The organism is Tenacibaculum sp. XPcli2-G (assembly GCF_024124505.1).
Lineage (GTDB): Bacteria > Bacteroidota > Bacteroidia > Flavobacteriales > Flavobacteriaceae > Polaribacter > Polaribacter mesophilus.
Genome location: NZ_JAMXSH010000004.1, coordinates 391,607 through 407,789, shown reverse-complemented (window position 1 = coordinate 407,789; position 16,183 = coordinate 391,607). Strand labels below are relative to the sequence as shown.

General features: G+C 30.1%; 14 protein-coding genes. 9 read left to right on the top strand and 5 right to left on the bottom strand.

The window, feature by feature from the left end; translation table 11 throughout:
* The 8 genes from NH341_RS15395 (at window position 1) to rfbB (ending at window position 7,666) form a co-directional block, all read left to right on the top strand.
* Complete coding sequence (locus tag NH341_RS15395; protein ID WP_370641990.1) at window positions 1–1,068, top strand: EpsG family protein; 1,068 nt, start codon at window positions 1–3, stop codon at window positions 1,066–1,068.
* A gap of 4 nt (window positions 1,069–1,072) precedes the next feature.
* Window positions 1,073–2,035, top strand: a complete 963-nt coding sequence (locus NH341_RS12815) for a glycosyltransferase family A protein (protein ID WP_239179994.1) — start codon at window positions 1,073–1,075, stop codon at window positions 2,033–2,035.
* Between the two features lie 44 nt (window positions 2,036–2,079).
* Complete coding sequence (locus NH341_RS12810; protein WP_253057124.1) at window positions 2,080–2,928, top strand: glycosyltransferase; 849 nt, start codon at window positions 2,080–2,082, stop codon at window positions 2,926–2,928.
* A 174-nt stretch (window positions 2,929–3,102) separates the two neighbouring features.
* Window positions 3,103–4,035: a sugar transferase gene (locus NH341_RS12805; RefSeq protein ID WP_159615348.1), complete on the top strand. Its 933-nt coding sequence runs from the start codon at window positions 3,103–3,105 to the stop codon at window positions 4,033–4,035.
* A 39-nt stretch (window positions 4,036–4,074) separates the two neighbouring features.
* The gene (gene galE / locus NH341_RS12800; protein ID WP_159615350.1) at window positions 4,075–5,082 is read left to right on the top strand and encodes a UDP-glucose 4-epimerase GalE; all 1,008 of its coding nucleotides are present in this window, start codon (window positions 4,075–4,077) and stop codon (window positions 5,080–5,082) included.
* Window positions 5,083–5,158: 76 nt separating this feature from the next.
* Window positions 5,159–6,037: a glucose-1-phosphate thymidylyltransferase RfbA gene (gene rfbA / locus NH341_RS12795; protein ID WP_253057122.1), complete on the top strand. Its 879-nt coding sequence runs from the start codon at window positions 5,159–5,161 to the stop codon at window positions 6,035–6,037.
* Window positions 6,037–6,591 (top strand): dTDP-4-dehydrorhamnose 3,5-epimerase, encoded by a 555-nt coding sequence (rfbC, locus tag NH341_RS12790; protein WP_253057119.1) that lies wholly within the window; start codon window positions 6,037–6,039, stop codon window positions 6,589–6,591. The genes rfbA and rfbC overlap by 1 nt, the downstream gene beginning before the upstream one ends.
* Before the next feature lie 28 nt (window positions 6,592–6,619).
* A complete protein-coding gene (gene rfbB / locus NH341_RS12785; RefSeq protein WP_253057117.1) occupies window positions 6,620–7,666 on the top strand; it encodes a dTDP-glucose 4,6-dehydratase in 1,047 nt (348 codons plus the stop codon).
* A 57-nt stretch (window positions 7,667–7,723) separates the two neighbouring features.
* Here rfbB and NH341_RS12780 read toward each other — a convergent pair whose 3' ends face one another.
* From NH341_RS12780 to porV, 5 genes are all read right to left on the bottom strand, one after another.
* Window positions 7,724–9,553, bottom strand: coding sequence for a LysM peptidoglycan-binding domain-containing protein (locus tag NH341_RS12780; protein ID WP_253057115.1), 1,830 nt, complete (start codon window positions 9,551–9,553; stop codon window positions 7,724–7,726).
* A 30-nt stretch (window positions 9,554–9,583) separates the two neighbouring features.
* Window positions 9,584–11,119, bottom strand: a complete 1,536-nt coding sequence (guaA, locus tag NH341_RS12775) for a glutamine-hydrolyzing GMP synthase (protein WP_159494538.1) — start codon at window positions 11,117–11,119, stop codon at window positions 9,584–9,586.
* 71 nt (window positions 11,120–11,190) lie between these two features.
* Window positions 11,191–12,255 carry a 3-oxoacyl-ACP synthase III family protein gene (locus tag NH341_RS12770; RefSeq protein WP_159615358.1) on the bottom strand — a complete coding sequence of 355 codons (1,065 nt, stop codon included), beginning with the start codon at window positions 12,253–12,255 and terminating at the stop codon, window positions 11,191–11,193.
* A gap of 175 nt (window positions 12,256–12,430) precedes the next feature.
* Window positions 12,431–12,913: a cytidine deaminase gene (cdd, locus tag NH341_RS12765; RefSeq protein ID WP_047790233.1), complete on the bottom strand. Its 483-nt coding sequence runs from the start codon at window positions 12,911–12,913 to the stop codon at window positions 12,431–12,433.
* A gap of 81 nt (window positions 12,914–12,994) precedes the next feature.
* The gene (gene porV, locus NH341_RS12760; RefSeq protein ID WP_159615360.1) at window positions 12,995–14,089 is read right to left on the bottom strand and encodes a type IX secretion system outer membrane channel protein PorV; all 1,095 of its coding nucleotides are present in this window, start codon (window positions 14,087–14,089) and stop codon (window positions 12,995–12,997) included.
* 375 nt (window positions 14,090–14,464) lie between these two features.
* Here porV and gldJ point away from each other — a divergent pair, with 375 nt between their 5' ends.
* Window positions 14,465–16,165 (top strand): gliding motility lipoprotein GldJ, encoded by a 1,701-nt coding sequence (gene gldJ, locus NH341_RS12755; RefSeq protein ID WP_047790231.1) that lies wholly within the window; start codon window positions 14,465–14,467, stop codon window positions 16,163–16,165.
* Window positions 16,166–16,183 lie beyond the last annotated feature (18 nt).

The window sequence follows — 16,183 nt, the reverse complement described above, 5'->3', positions numbered from 1 at the left end:
ATGCTACCATATTTACTTTTATTAATAATAACAACTTTTTTATGTTTTCTAGGTGCTTTGTATGAGGAAACAGAAACGGATTCATGTTATAGAAATAATACAAAAATTATATTATTTATTATAGTATTAATACTAACAATTTTTGCTGGTTTTAGGTTTGAAGTAGGAGTTGACTATAATAATTATGTAAGTATTTTTAAAAAAAATAGATGGACAAGCACTAACGAGCCAGGGTTTATGTTAATAGTGAACTTTTTTAGTTACATTAAAGCAAAGCCTCAACTAATTTTTTTGTTTTTAGCACTGATAATGCAACTACTAGTTTACAGAATAATTTTAAAATTTAGTGTTAATCCTTGGTTGTCCATTTTAATTTACCTTACTATAGCTCCTTTTTATTTGGCAAGTTTTAATGGTGTTAGACAATTTTTAGCAATAGCACTGTTCATTAATTTGATAGATCTAATAAGAAATAAAAAACTTTTACTTTTTTTAATATGCATAGGTTTAGGTGTTTTTTTCTTCCATTTATCTTTATTTATTATTATTCCAGTATATTTTATTCTACAAATAAACTTTACTTTAAAAAAACGATTATTAGTTACTTTACTAGTAATTGTAGGAAGTTTCTTTATTAATTACTTAATTAGTTTATCCCCTTATGGGCAATACTTAAATTTTACCAAAACAACCCCAATAAGTGTAGGAACTTATATTTTTTTCTTAATGTCAATATCATTAATTCTTTTTGAAAAAAAAATTAGCGAATTTAAATATAAGAAAGTATACTTGAATATCAATTTTTTGTCTTTTTTAACATTGCTTTTAGTTTTTCTTCAAGACAAAGGGATAATGATTCAAATGTTTATGAGGTTAAATAGTTATTTTTTCTTCGTGTATATACTCTTAATACCAGTTTTAGTATCACAATTTAAGAAACAAATTATTAGAGTTAGTTTAATAGTTTTGTTATCAATAGTACTATTGAGCTATTATCTTAGAACGATTTTAATAAAGGGAGAAGAATACAAGTTAATACCTTACAAGTTAAATTTTGAATTATTTTAAAAACATGATGATTAAAGAAGAGTTAGTTTCTGTGATAATACCGACCTATAAACGTCCTATAAAATTAAAAAGGGCTATAACTAGTGTTTTAAACCAAACATATAAGAATATTCAGGTTATAATAGTAGATGATAATAATGAAGGAGATGAATATAGAAAAGAAACTATTGTTTTGATGGAAAACTTTAGAAATAATAAAAAAGTAATTTATTTAAAACATAAAACAAATAAAAATGGTTCTGCAGCTCGAAATACTGGGATAAATTACTCTAAAGCTAAATATATAGCTTTTTTAGATGATGATGATTTATTTGAACCAGATAAAATAAAGAAACAAGTTAATTATCTTTTAAAGCACTCTAAGAAAGATGCAGTTGTGTGTTTAGCGAAAAAATCTTTTAGAGGATGTACTTATAAGAAAAATATAATCACTGGCGATTTTAATTTTTTATCTCGGTTTTTATCTGGAGAAATTGATTTTGGGGCAGGTTCTACTTTATTAATAAAGAAAGAAGTTTTACTTAACTTAAACGGTTTTGACGAAAGCTTTAAAAGACATCAAGATTGGGAGTTGTTGGTTAGGTTTTTTCGACAATATGAATTAGGGGTATTACAAGAATATTTAACAGAGATTACAGTTGATGGTCATAGGAATTATCCTAATGCAGAGGGTTTTGAAAAAACAAAGAGAAGGTTTATAAAAACTTTTGAGAATGATATGATGAGTTTAGGGAAAAATAAATTCAATAAAATATATCAAAACCATTTCAAAGAAATGATTTTATATTATTTTATAGAAGGTAATAAAGAGAAAGTAAAACAACTATCAAAAGAATTAGAACAATATAAAGGAAGTATTAACTTGGCTTTCAAAATTAAGTGTAACTGGTTGTTTTTAGAAAAAAGAATAAAGTACCTTTATTCTTTAAAATATTATTTATTGTCGATAGTTAATTACGTTGTTTAACAAAACAATTAAGGATCTTTAAAACAAAAAAATACGTATATAAAATGAAATTCTCAGTACTATTATCGGTATACATAAAGGAAAAGCCTGAATTTCTAAAAGCAGCGTTGAATAGTATATATTTAGAACAAACACTTAAGCCTAATGAAATAGTTTTAGTTAAAGATGGACCATTAACCAAAGAATTAGATGATGTTATTGATAAATTTAAGCAGGGTCTTAAAGGTATTCTTAAAATTATTGTTTTGGAAAAAAATATGGGACTGGGTTATGCTTTAAATGAAGGAATAAAAGAATGTAGCTATGAATTAATTGCTAGGATGGATACTGATGATATCGCAACGCCAGATAGATTTGAAAAACAGATTTCTTTTTTTAAAAGTAATCCAGATGTAGATGTTTTAGGAGGAATGATAGAGGAGTTTGAAGAGGTTCCAGGAGATTTAAATCAGTTTAGAATGTTACCCTTTGAACATGATAAAATTTTAAGTTTTGCAAAGTTTAGAAACCCTATTAATCATCCGACAGTGGTTTACAAAAAAACAAGAATATTAGAAGTAGGAGCTTATACTAGTGATATTCTTTTTTGGGAAGATTATTTGCTTTGGGTGAAATTATTAAAGAATGGGTGTGTTTTTCATAATTTAGAAGATGCTTTACTTAATTTTAGAGTACAAACAGGGAATCAAATGATAAAAAAAAGAAGAGGAATAAAGTATGCCGTTAATGAAGTAAAGTTTGCAACATTTTCTAGAAAAATTGGGTTCTTTAATAATTATGATTTTATAAAATATATTTCTCTGAAACCACCAGGAAGATTACTCCCATCAGTAATTGTTTCTATAGTTTACAATACTATTTTTAGAAAAAAAAGTAGTATTAAGAAAAAATAATATGGTAATAAATTAGCTTTGTTCAAAGTTGAAAACGAGAAAATAGTCTTTATATAGCTTAGAAGCTAAAAATTCTTAAAAAATTCTTAATATTGCGTTGTGAACTGAAAAGGTGATTACATATTAGAGATTTAATACTTCTCTTCTTAGGCGTTCACTTTTTAAGATGAAATAATGATAAAAAGAAAAAAGGAAAAATGTCTGTTTGTTAACGTTAGCAAGTCGCTAGATAAATTATTATCTAGTAGTAAAATTGCAGATAAATATGAAATTGTTTTTTATAAAGAGTTAGAGCCATCTAAAATAACATTCACAAACTATATAAAAGAGAACTATATAAAAGTTGTAGTTTTCGAAAGTTCTCAGTTAAATGAACTATCAAAAAAACAAGTTAATGAATTAATTAAGTTAAGATTGTCAGGTGTTGAAATTCACGATTCTGAAGACTTTTATGAATGTATCAATAAAAGAGTACCAATTATAAAAACACAGGACAATCAATATTTTTCTGACGAGATTTTTAGTTTAAGACGTAAACGTAGATTATTATTCTTTAAAAGAGGATTTGATATTTTATTTTTCCTAATTCTTTTTCCTATTGCGTTACCATTAACAATAATTGGTTGTTTTTTTACCAAGCTTACTTCAAGAGGAACGATGTTTTACTCTCAAATAAGAGTAGGTAGAGGAGGGAAGCCTTTTAAAATTTATAAAATACGAACCATGAAGACAAACAATGGAGGGTATACGGTGGCTAACGATAATAGAATTACTCCAGTGGGTAAATTTTTACGATTCTCTAAAATAGATGAGTTACCTCAGTTATATAATATTTTAAAAGGTGACATGAGTTTGATAGGACCAAGACCAGAACAACCAAAATATGTAGAGGAGTATAGTCAAGAAAATCCATTTTTTAATTTAAGGCATATGATACGACCTGGTGTTTCTGGTTGGGCACAAATACACTTACCTAAAGCAACTCCTGAAGAAAGTCTTAAAAAATTGGAATATGATTTGTTTTATATTAAAAGGTATTCTTGGAAATTAGATGTTAAAATTTTATTAAAGACTATAAAGATTGTTTTCACAATGAATAGTCATTAAATAGTTTCTAAAAAGTAGTTATAACATCAAGATTAAGAAATGAAAAAAATACTAGTAACAGGCGGTTTAGGCTTTATAGGATCTCATGTCGTAGTAGAGTTACAAAACTCAGGTTTTGAGGTAGTGATTATCGATGATTTATCTAATTCTAAAATAGATGTATTAGAACAAATTACTAAAATATCCAATATCAAACCAGACTTTTATCAGATAGACTTACGAGATAAAAAAGCAGTACGTAGCTTTTTTAATGATGGTACAATTGATGGAGTAATACATTTTGCTGCTTTTAAGGCTGTAGGAGAAAGTGTTCAAAAGCCATTGGATTATTACGAGAATAATATCAACGCTTTAGTTTATCTGTTACAAGAAATGAAAAATAGGAATATTGATCATTTTATTTTTAGCTCATCATGTACGGTTTATGGACAAGCAGACGAGTTACCTATTACAGAAGACGCTCCAGTAAAGATTGCTGAATCTCCTTATGGTTATACTAAGCAAATAGGAGAAGAAATTATTAAAGATAGTTGTAAGGCTTATGATATGAACGCTATAGCTTTACGATATTTTAATCCTATAGGAGCTCATGAATCTATAAAAATAGGAGAGTTACCATTAGGTATTCCACAAAATTTAATTCCATTTATCACGCAAACGGCTGCTGGTATTCGAGAAGAACTAGCTGTTTTTGGAGACGATTACCCAACATCAGATGGAACTGCTATTCGTGATTATATTCATGTTGTAGATTTAGCAAGAGCTCATGTAAAAGCATTACAGCGTTTGTTGAATAAAGAAAATGAAGAAAATTTTGAGTTTTTTAATGTGGGAACTGGCAAAGGAAGTTCTGTGATGGAGATTATAAAAACTTTTGAAAAAGTTACTCAACAATCGTTGAATTACAAAATAGTAGGAAGAAGAGAAGGAGATATCACAGCAGCTTATGCAGATACAACTAAAGCGAATGAAGTTTTAGGATGGAAGCCTCAAGAAACATTAGAAGAGGCTTTACTATCCGCCTGGAAATGGCAGCAAAAACAGTAATAATTTAGAATTCAAAGCTCAGGTTTTCCTGAGCTTTATTTTTTCTATAAATTAGCGTACTTTAAACGTTTAATAAATGAAGGGTATTATATTAGCAGGAGGTTCGGGAACACGATTATATCCAATTACTAAAGGAGTATCAAAGCAGTTACTTCCGGTATATGATAAACCGATGATTTTTTATCCATTATCAGTATTGATGTTAGCTGGTATTCGAGAAATATTAATTATCTCTACACCAGATGATCTTCCAAGTTTTCAAAAATTATTAGGAGATGGTAATGATTTAGGAATACACTTAAGTTATGCAGTACAACCTTCACCAGATGGATTAGCACAAGCTTTTATAATAGGAGAAGAATTTATAGCGAAGGATGATGTTTGTCTTATTTTAGGAGATAATATTTTTTATGGTCATGGATTACCTGAAATGCTACAATCTGCAATTGATAATATAAAAGAAAAAAATAAAGCCACTGTTTTTGGATACAATGTAAAAGATCCTCAACGTTACGGAGTAGTAGATTTTGATGTTAATGGAAATGCTATTTCTATTATTGAAAAACCTGAGATTCCTAAATCTAATTATGCGGTAGTTGGTTTGTATTTTTATCCAAATGATGTAATTCAAGTAGCCAAAAATGTAAAACCATCAGGAAGAGGAGAGCTGGAAATCACTTCAGTAAATCAGTATTATTTAGAAAACGAACAGTTAAAGGTTGAATTGATGGGACGTGGTTTTGCGTGGTTAGATACCGGGACGCATGATTCTTTATTAGAAGCAAGTCAATTTATTGAAACTATTGAAAAACGTCAAGGTTTAAAAGTAGCATGTATAGAAGAAATAGCGCTCTATATGGGATATATTAATAAGGAACAAGTCAGAAATTTAGCAGGACCTTTGAAAAAAAACAGCTACGGACAATACTTATTAAACTTAGCAAAAGAGAGATAATGATTTTTACGAAGACTGAAATTCCTGAAGTTGTTGTTATTGAACCAAAAGTTTTTGGAGATCATAGAGGATATTTTTTTGAATCTTTCAATCAAAAAGAATTTGAAAATAATATTGAACACATAAATTTTGTTCAAGATAATGAGTCAAAATCAACTTACGGAACCTTAAGAGGGTTGCATTTTCAACAACCACCTTTTGCACAAGCGAAGCTAGTCCGTTGTATCCAAGGAAAAGTATTAGATGTAGTTGTGGATGTTCGAAAAGATTCACCTACCTATAGTAAGCACATCACCTTAGAATTATCTGAAGAAAATAAAAAACAACTATTTATACCGAGAGGGTTTGCACACGGATTTGTAACCTTATCCAAAGAAGCTGTTTTTGCATACAAAGTAGATAATTGGTATGCCCCTGAATATGACTCAGGAATTATTTGGAATGATACTACATTGAATATTGATTGGAGAATTGATACTGAAGACATAATACTTTCTTCAAAAGACCAACAACTTTCTACTTTTACAGAGTTAAAAACTCCGTTTATTTATTAGTAACTTTGAGTTTATATACTAAACTTTCATGAGGAATATATTAATTACAGGAGGAGCTGGCTTTATAGGCTCTCATGTGGTAAGATTGTTTGTAAATAAATACCCAAACAAACACATAGTAAATTTAGATGCGTTAACATACGCAGGAAATCTAGAAAATTTAAAAGACATTGAGCATCAACCGAACTACACCTTTGTAAAAGGAGATATTTGCGATGAAGATTTATTGAAAAAATTGTTTTCTAGCTATTCAATTGATGGAATTATTCATTTAGCAGCTGAATCGCATGTAGATCGCTCTATTACAGATCCTTTGTTGTTTGTTAAAACAAATGTTTATGGGACCTTAAATTTATTAGAAGTAGCAAAAAATAGTTGGAAAGACAATTTCAAAGGAAAATTGTTTTATCATATTTCTACGGATGAGGTTTATGGAAGCTTAGGAAATGATGGTTTTTTTACTGAAAAAACTTCGTATAATCCCCAATCACCATATTCAGCATCCAAAGCTTCATCAGATCATTTTGTAAGAGCATACAAAAATACCTATGGTTTGCCAATCGTAATTTCTAACTGTTCAAATAATTACGGATCATATCAGTTTCCTGAGAAATTAATTCCGTTATTCATTAATAATATTTGTAATAACAAATCTTTACCAGTGTACGGTAAAGGAGAAAATGTAAGAGATTGGTTATATGTGGAAGATCATGCGAAAGCAATAGATGTTATTTTTCATAAAGGGATAATTGGAGATACGTATAATATTGGAGGGCTTAATGAATGGAAAAATATTGATTTAATTAAAGTTCTAATAAAAGTAGTAGATAAGTTTCTTGGAAGAGATGAAGGAGCGTCAGAAAAACTTATCACTCACGTTAAAGATAGAGCAGGTCATGATTTTCGTTATGCAATAGACGCATCAAAGCTTAAGAATGAGCTAGGATGGAAACCTTCTTTACAATTTGAAGAAGGAATAGAAAAAACAGTTAAATGGTATTTGAAAAATAAAGATTGGGTTAAGAATGTCACAAGTGGAGAGTACCAAAAATATTACAAAGAAATGTATGGGTAATACAAAAGCCAAAACTTTTTAGTTTTGGCTTTTGTATTATAAAATTTAGATTAGATTTTATCTAAGTCTACTTAAACTTAAATCTTCATTGTATTTAACAATAAATAAACCTTGATTTCCACTGCTACCAAACATCTTTTTATGGTAGTCAAATTTATTTTCAACACGTAAAGAAACACCTTTTTTAAAGGTGTCTGTAAGTTCATTTCCTGAAGCCAAACGCATTAAAACATCATATGTTATATCAAAACCTTTAATAGCATAGTCTGAAGGAATAGTGTTGTTTTTTTGTAAATATTTATTGTTAAAATCTTTAGTTTCTATGGCATTTTCGTCTGAATAAGTATTAGAAACATAAGTGAAATTTATACTAGCAAGTTTATTATTATCAATCTTATCGTAAGCATTGCCTTTACTAATAGCAAATACCTGAACTTTAGTTTCGTCAGGTAAGCTAATCATACTATTTAGAGCATCAGCAACTACTACGTTGTCGTCAGAAGCAATTATAACCCAGTTATGTCTTTTAGAAGACATCTTACTTGTAAAACGCGTTCTCTTTATATAGCCTTTTTCAGGCTTTAAGATATGTATATTATTAATACTATCATGTTTTTTCAGTTCAGATATAATTATAGAAACTTTTGAATTTGTGTCTTTCTTTTCGTCACTGACAATAAATATTTCTTGATCTTTATAACTATCTTTTAAATAAGATGCTAAGTATATCTGATAGCTGTTTTTTTCAGGAGCTGTCTTAATTAACTTAGGTGAAGAAAATTTATCTTGTTTATTAGAGTAGTGTGGAAAAACGACTTTAGAGTTTACATTACGAGCAATAACTTCTGCTTTATCAGAATAAAAAGGACCAATAATTACATCTGTATTTTCTAATTTTTTATTTTCAAGAATTGTGGTTACATTCTTTCCTCTATTTCCTGTATCAAAAACGTTAACATTTACTTTAACTCCTTGTCTTTTTATAGAATCAATAGCAATTTCTGCTCCCATATAGAAGTCAGTTACCATATTAGTTAAAGGGTTGTCATCAAAAATATCTTTATTTGATTTTTCACTATATTCATCAGCCTTGAAAGGAAGTAAAATAGCAAGATTAATAGATGTGTTAACTTGAATAGAATCTTTGTAAAAAGAATAGTTTTCTCTTTTACTAACCTCTTCAATAGGTTTTATTTTTAATAATTGACCTACTGATAATTTATTGTCAGCCAAATCTGGATATTCTGGGTTCAAGAGTAGTAAGTCCTCTTTAGATACATTGTAAAAACGAGTTAAACTATACATAGTTTCTTTACTCTTAACAGTATGCGTTAAGAATTTTTCTAAAACTTCATTTTTATTAATAGTAACTGTTTTTTCTAAAGCCTTAACCTTTAATATCTGACCAATACTTAAATTATTACTTTGAATATTGGTGTACTCAGGGTTAAATTTAATTAAATCCTCTTTTGTTATACCATATTGTTTTGTAATACGATACACAGTTTCTCCCTTTTGAACTTCGTGAGTTTCATACTCAACAACTGTTTGTTGAAAAACAGTATCATCTTCTTCAGTTTCAATAGCCGTACCTTTGTTATTATTAGTATCGGTAGTATTTACCTCTTCTTCAGCTGAGGTAGTAGACGAAGAAGTACTCTTTTTAATTTTAGGGTTTGGTATTACAATTACTGTGTTAGCTTCAGGACGTCTTCCGACATCAGGGTTTAAACGTAATAAATCTTTCGTTTTTATGTCTAAATGATCCGCAATGTCTCGCATCGTTTCACCTTCTTGAATTTTGTAGGATACATAACGTTTTTGCTGGCCACAAGAAACGGCAAAAGTTAAAACACAAACTAATAGTAAAAACTGTAATTTCTTCATCTACTCTTTTTTTATATTAATGGTGGATTTTTATTCCCACTCAATTGTTGCTGGTGGTTTAGAGCTAATGTCATATACAACTCTGTTTACACCTTTTACATTATTAATTATTTTATTTGATGTTTTTTGTAAAAACTCATAAGGTAAATTTACCCAGTCAGCAGTCATACCATCAGTGCTTTCTACAGCTCGTAAAGCTACCACTTTTTCGTAGGTTCTTTCATCTCCCATAACCCCAACAGAATTTATGGGTAATAAAATAGCACCAGCTTGCCATACTTTATCATACAACCCACTTTCTTTTAATCCGTTGATGAATACAGCATCTACTTCTTGTAAAATACGAACCTTTTCAGCTGTAATATCTCCTAAGATTCTAATAGCTAAACCAGGCCCAGGAAAAGGGTGACGACCTAATAATTCTTTATCAATTCCCATAGAAGCACCAACCCTACGTACTTCATCTTTAAAAATCATACGTAAAGGCTCAACAACTTTCAATTTCATGAAATCAGGTAAACCACCTACATTATGATGACTTTTAATAGTAGCTGAAGGACCTCCATTAACTGAAACTGATTCAATTACATCGGGATAAATTGTTCCCTGTGCTAACCATTTGGCATCTTCTATTTGGTGTGCTTCATCATCAAAAACATCAATAAAAACCTTACCAATAGCTTTACGTTTTGCTTCTGGGTCACTTAATCCAGCTAGTTCGTCCAAAAAACGTGCCGAAGCATCGACCCCTTTAACGTTTAATCCCATACCTTCGTATTGTTTTAATACGTCGGTGAACTCATTTTTACGTAACAATCCGTTGTTTACGAAAATACAGTGCAAATTACTTCCAATTGCTTTGTGTAATAAAACTGCAGCTACGGTAGAATCTACTCCTCCAGATAAACCTAAAACAACTTTGTCATTACCAATCTTAGCTTTTAATTCAGCTACAGTTTCGTCAACAAAAGAATCTGGTGTCCATGTTTGAGCTACCCCAGCTATAGTAACTAAAAAGTTTTGTAATAATTGTTTACCATCTGTAGAATGATATACTTCTGGATGAAATTGGATAGCATAAGTAGTCTCTCCATCAATTTTGTATGCTGCATTTTGTACATCATGAGTACTTGCTAATAATGTTCCTCCAGTAGGTAGCTCTTTAATTGTGTCTGAATGACTCATCCAAACTTGACTTCCTTCAGAAATATCTTTAAAGAACTCTTCTCCTTCTTTAATAAAAGATAAGTTAGCTCTACCATACTCACGAGTATTAGAAGGAGCTACTAAACCACCAGAAAAATGAGCTAAATATTGTGCGCCATAGCACACTGCTAATAATGGTTTCTTACCTCTGATTTCAGACAAATCTGGATGAGGAGCCTCTTCTGAACGAACTGAAGATGGGCTTCCTGAAAGGATTACAGCTTTAAAATCGTTTAAATTTTGTGGTATTTTGTTGTAAGGGTGAATTTCACAATAAATATTTAATTCTCTTACACGGCGCGCAATTAACTGTGTGTATTGCGATCCGAAATCTAATATAAGTACGTTGTGTTGTTGCATGCGCAAAAATAGTACTTAGATTTTATATTTGCGAGAATATTTAGTAAGAAATTAAAGAGTTTTTTAAACTATTAAATCTTGTAAACTATAGCATTAATATTCATACCAGCACCTACTGATGCTAAAATAATAACATCTCCTTTTTTTACTTCTTGGTTTTCAATATTTCCTTTTAAAACTAAATCAAGTAGGGTAGGTACGGTTGCTACTGAACTATTTCCTAATTTATGAATGCTCATTGGCATCACACCTTCAGGAATTGGTTTTTTGTACAAACGATAAAAACGTTTAATAATAGCTTCATCCATTTTTTCATTGGCCTGATGGATGAATATTTTTTTTACATCATCAATAGCTACACCACTTTTATCTAAAGCAGTTTGCATAGCTTTTGGAACATTGGTTAAGGCAAATTCATAAATTTTTCGTCCATGCATCTTAATGTAGCGTACGTCTTTGTCTTTGTTTTTATCGTTTGAATTTCCAAAAAATAAAAAGTAGGCTTCATCTTTAGTAAAGGTTTGTGAAGCATGGCTTAAAATTCCACTATCATTTTTATCAGTAGCTTCTATGATACAGGCACCAGCACCATCACTATAAATCATAGAGTCACGGTCATTCATGTCAACAACCCTTGATAAAGTCTCACCACCAATAACTAAACATTTTGTAGCAATTCCTGCTTTTATAAACGCTTGTGCTTGAATGACACCTTCAACCCAACCAGGACAACCAAATAAAATATCGTAGGCAACACAGTTAGGTTTTTTTATTTGTAACAAATGTTTTACACGAGTAGCTAAACTTGGAAGAATGTCACTTTGAATGGCATTCTTTTTAACATCACCAAAATTATGAGCAAAAATAATATAATCTAATTCTTCTTGATTAATTTTAGCATCTTTAATAGCTTTTTGCGCAGCAAAAAAACCTAAATCTGAAGCTTTATATTCATCTTTAGCGTAACGACGTTCTTCAATGCCAGTAATGGATTTGAATTTTTCAATAATTATAGGGTTAGGGTTGTCAAAAGATGTTCCATCGGCATTTAAAAATGAATGATTATTAAAGTTAGCATTTTCCTTTTTGATAGATGGGATAAATGAACCTGTTCCTGTAATTACTGATTTCTTCATTGAAATAAATGATTTTTTTAGGGTTGGTAATTACAAATAAAATATTTTTATTGATGATAACCGTTTTATTTACATTCAATTTCAAATATTTGTTATGTTTTTAAAAAAAACAAGTTAAATTGTTTTTTTTAAAATCAGAGGTGCTTTTTTTTGTGATTTTGATACTCGGTGGTTGTTACAAATATGAGCTATCAAATGAAAAAGGTAATAATGAAAGTAACGATTCCGTTTTTACTATTTGTCCAACTTCTCCTGTAAATAGTATTTCAATTGGTTGTTTTTGGTTGATTTCATATTCTGATAATGTTTGACGACAAGCTCCACAAGGACCAACAGGTTTATCTACCGTAGAGTTTTCAGAAGCAGCAGTAATGGCTATTTTTAGTACTTTCATGTTAGGGTATTCAGAGCCCGCTTTCCAAATAGCTACTCGTTCTGCGCACATACCTGAAGGATAAGCAGCGCTTTCTTGATTGTTTCCTAAAACAACTTGACCATTGTCTAGTAATACAGCAGCTCCAACATTAAATTTAGAGTAAGGAGCGTAAGCTTTTTGTCTTGCCTCAATAGCTTTTTGAATTAAAAAAGCATCTTCAGTTGATAATTGTGATATATTATCAAATACAGTTGCTTTAGTAGTTACGTCAATTTTCTTCATCGTAAATAAATTAGTCAAAAAAAGCAGTCGGTAAGACTGCTTTTGTATTCTGATACGAATTTATAAAAAAAATACCACTTTTTAATATACCTCATATAGTTCTCCTAAATCAAAAGATAAAGAAAACCGTAATGTATTTTCTAACGGGTTGTTAACAGCTGCAGTATTTATTAAATAAGATAAATCTAAAGTAAAAGCTCTAGCAGTAAATCCTGTACCTAAGGTAAAGTATTGACGTTGTCCTTTTTCTTCACTCTCATGAAAATAACCAGCTCTAAGAGCAAAGGCATTGTTATACAGATATTCTGCACCTAAAGCCCATGTAGTTTCTTGCAATTCTTCACTAAAACTTCTATCTCCTAAAGATGTAAACATTCCTTCAAACCAACTTCTCTCTGAGTTAGGACTTGAAGGAACAAGTAATTTTGTAAGTTCCAAGTTAAGTCCCAAAATGTTTTTGTCATCAAAAATGAAATCAAAACCACCACCAATTTTTGCATTGGTTGGGATGAAGTTAGGAACACCAGGACTATATTCTACTTTTGGGCCAATATTAGCGATATTAAAACCTAATCGGTAACGACCATTAAAGTTTCCAAAGTTTTTTTCCTTAGATTGATAATAACCAGAAACATCAACTGCAAAAGAATTAACTGCATCTAAGTTGGAGTCATTACTTCTGATTTTATAATTAGAATGAATATACTTTAAACCTATACCCATAGAAAAATTTTCACTCAACTTTAATGAATAAATACCAGTAATAGCTAATTCATTTGGGTTTTCAATTCCATTAGAACCGCCATTAGTATCTGTTAAATTAACTTCTCCAAGAGAAAAGTATTTTAAGTCAACACCCCAAGCAGATTTTTCACTGTACCTATTAACGTAAGAGCCTCCACCAACAAAAATATCGTCAGTTAAGTTTCTAAGCCAAGGCGTGTAATTGAGTCCTATGCTAATTTTGTTTTGATTAAATGCAGTTTTTGCAGGGTTATGAAAAATTGAATAAGCATCTGAAGAGGTAGCTACTCCAATATCTCCCATACCACCAGCACGAGCATCAGGTGTAATCAATAAGAAAGGCATTGCCGTTGTGTTTATTGATGTTTGGGCTTGCGCTTTATTTTGAAGGGTAAAGCACACAAAAAATAATACGATAGATAATTTTTTCATGTAAAATTTGATTAATTGTTTAGCAAATATATAATTTTTCTTGAGGGAGTTTATAACTAGTAACTTTTTTTAGATTTCGTATAAATAAAACTTAATGGTTTATTTATTAGTTAACTAACTAAACGAGTTTGCTTAAACAATATTATATATTGTATACGTAATAATGAAAAAAATATTTTTACGCTGTTAAAAAATAATAAACTTTAATGGTCTGTTTTTTAATCTTTTTCTTAGATTCGTAATACTAAAGTATAAAAACTGTCGTTTGTAATCTAGCATAGATAAGGTTACTAAATGTGAATTTATAAATAAATTAGTTGTAAGAAATTAGAAATATTGTAAATTGCGACACCCTTAAAAAACAGTTAAAAATACATGAAAAGTACGTTGAAATTATTTAGTTTATTGGCGATCACTAGTTTATTAATTACTTCTTGTAAAAGTAATGGAGGTGGGTCGAGTAAATCTTCATTAACTGGTTGGAACTTTAATGACCCAAACTATGGAGGATATTTAAAGGGAGAGTATAAAGAAGGAAAAAATGTACCACCAGGGATGGTTCACATAGAAGGAGGTACTTTTACCATGGGATTAGTACAAGATGATGTTATGTTTGATTGGAATACAACTCCACAAAAAATGCATGTTCGTACTTTTTATATGGATGAAACAGAGGTAACGAATGCAGAATATGGGTTATTTATGCAGTATACTAAAGATGTTTTTCCTCCAGAAGACCCACAGTTTAAAAATATTTATCCTTCGGTATTACCAGATACTTTGGTATGGAGGAAAGGTTTAGGGAATACGAATCTTTTATCAGAGAGTTATTTAAGACACCCTTCTTATGCTGAATATCCAGTTGTAGGTGTTAGTTGGATTCAAGCAAATAAATATTGTAAGTGGCGTACCAATGCTGTTAACTTGAAAATTTTAATGGATAAAGGTGTTATAAAAAACATTTTTAAAGAAGATTCTATAAGCTTTAAAGGAGAAAATAATTTTGATACCGATACTTATTTAACAGATCCTTACGCGATATTCGACGGAGACTCTACAATTTATAAAAAGGGTATACCAGTTCCAAAGGTAAAAGGAGAACCAAAACCAGAAAAAGGAACCTTTACAGGTAGACAGGTTACATCTTCAGATGGTATTTTATCTCAAAAATTCAGACTGCCTACTGAGGTAGAATGGGAATATGCTGCAAAAGCTATTTTTGAAAACCGTGAATATAATAATATTAGAGGAAGAAAAAAATATGCTTGGAGTGGAAAGTATACTCGTGACAGAGATAAGAGAAGAAGAGGAGATCAATTAGCTAACTTTAAGCAAGGAAAAGGAGATTATAGTGGTATTGCTGGATGGAGTAGTGATGGATCAGATATTCCTAATGCAGTAAGAAGTTACCCTCCTAATGCTTTTGGACTATATGATATGTCTGGTAATGTTTCTGAATGGGTAGAAGATGTATATAGACCAATTATCGATTCTGAAGCAAATGACTTTAATTATTTTAGAGGTAACATTTTTACTAAAAAATTAATCAATGAAGAGGGTAAAGTTGTTATTGTGGGAGATGGTGAAGTAGAGTATGATACTTTAGAAAACGGTAGAATTGTTCCTAAAGATTTACCAGGAAGTGTTAAGTATATTCCTATTACTAAAGAAGATACTTACATGAGAAGAAATTATAACTTAGCTAACAATTCTAGTTTAGGTGATGGAGATCAGGCTTCTTCTAAGTTCTATGGATTAGATAAAGATCAATTAGATCGTACAAAAAGAATGTATAACTCTCCTCAAAAGCCAGAAGCTGAAATTGACACATTAGGTAATGTGGTTAATAATTATAAATATGATGATAAGAGAAGAACTACATTAATTAGTGATAAGTCTAGAGTATATAAAGGTGGTTCTTGGGCTGACAGAGAGTACTGGTTAGATCCAGCTCAAAGAAGATATTTCCCAGAATATATGGCAACAAACTACATAGGGTTTAGATGTGCTACAGATAAAATGGGACCAATGGTGCTAAATAAAAGAAAAACAGCTACACCAGATAGAGCTAGATAATAAAATAGTATTTTATAC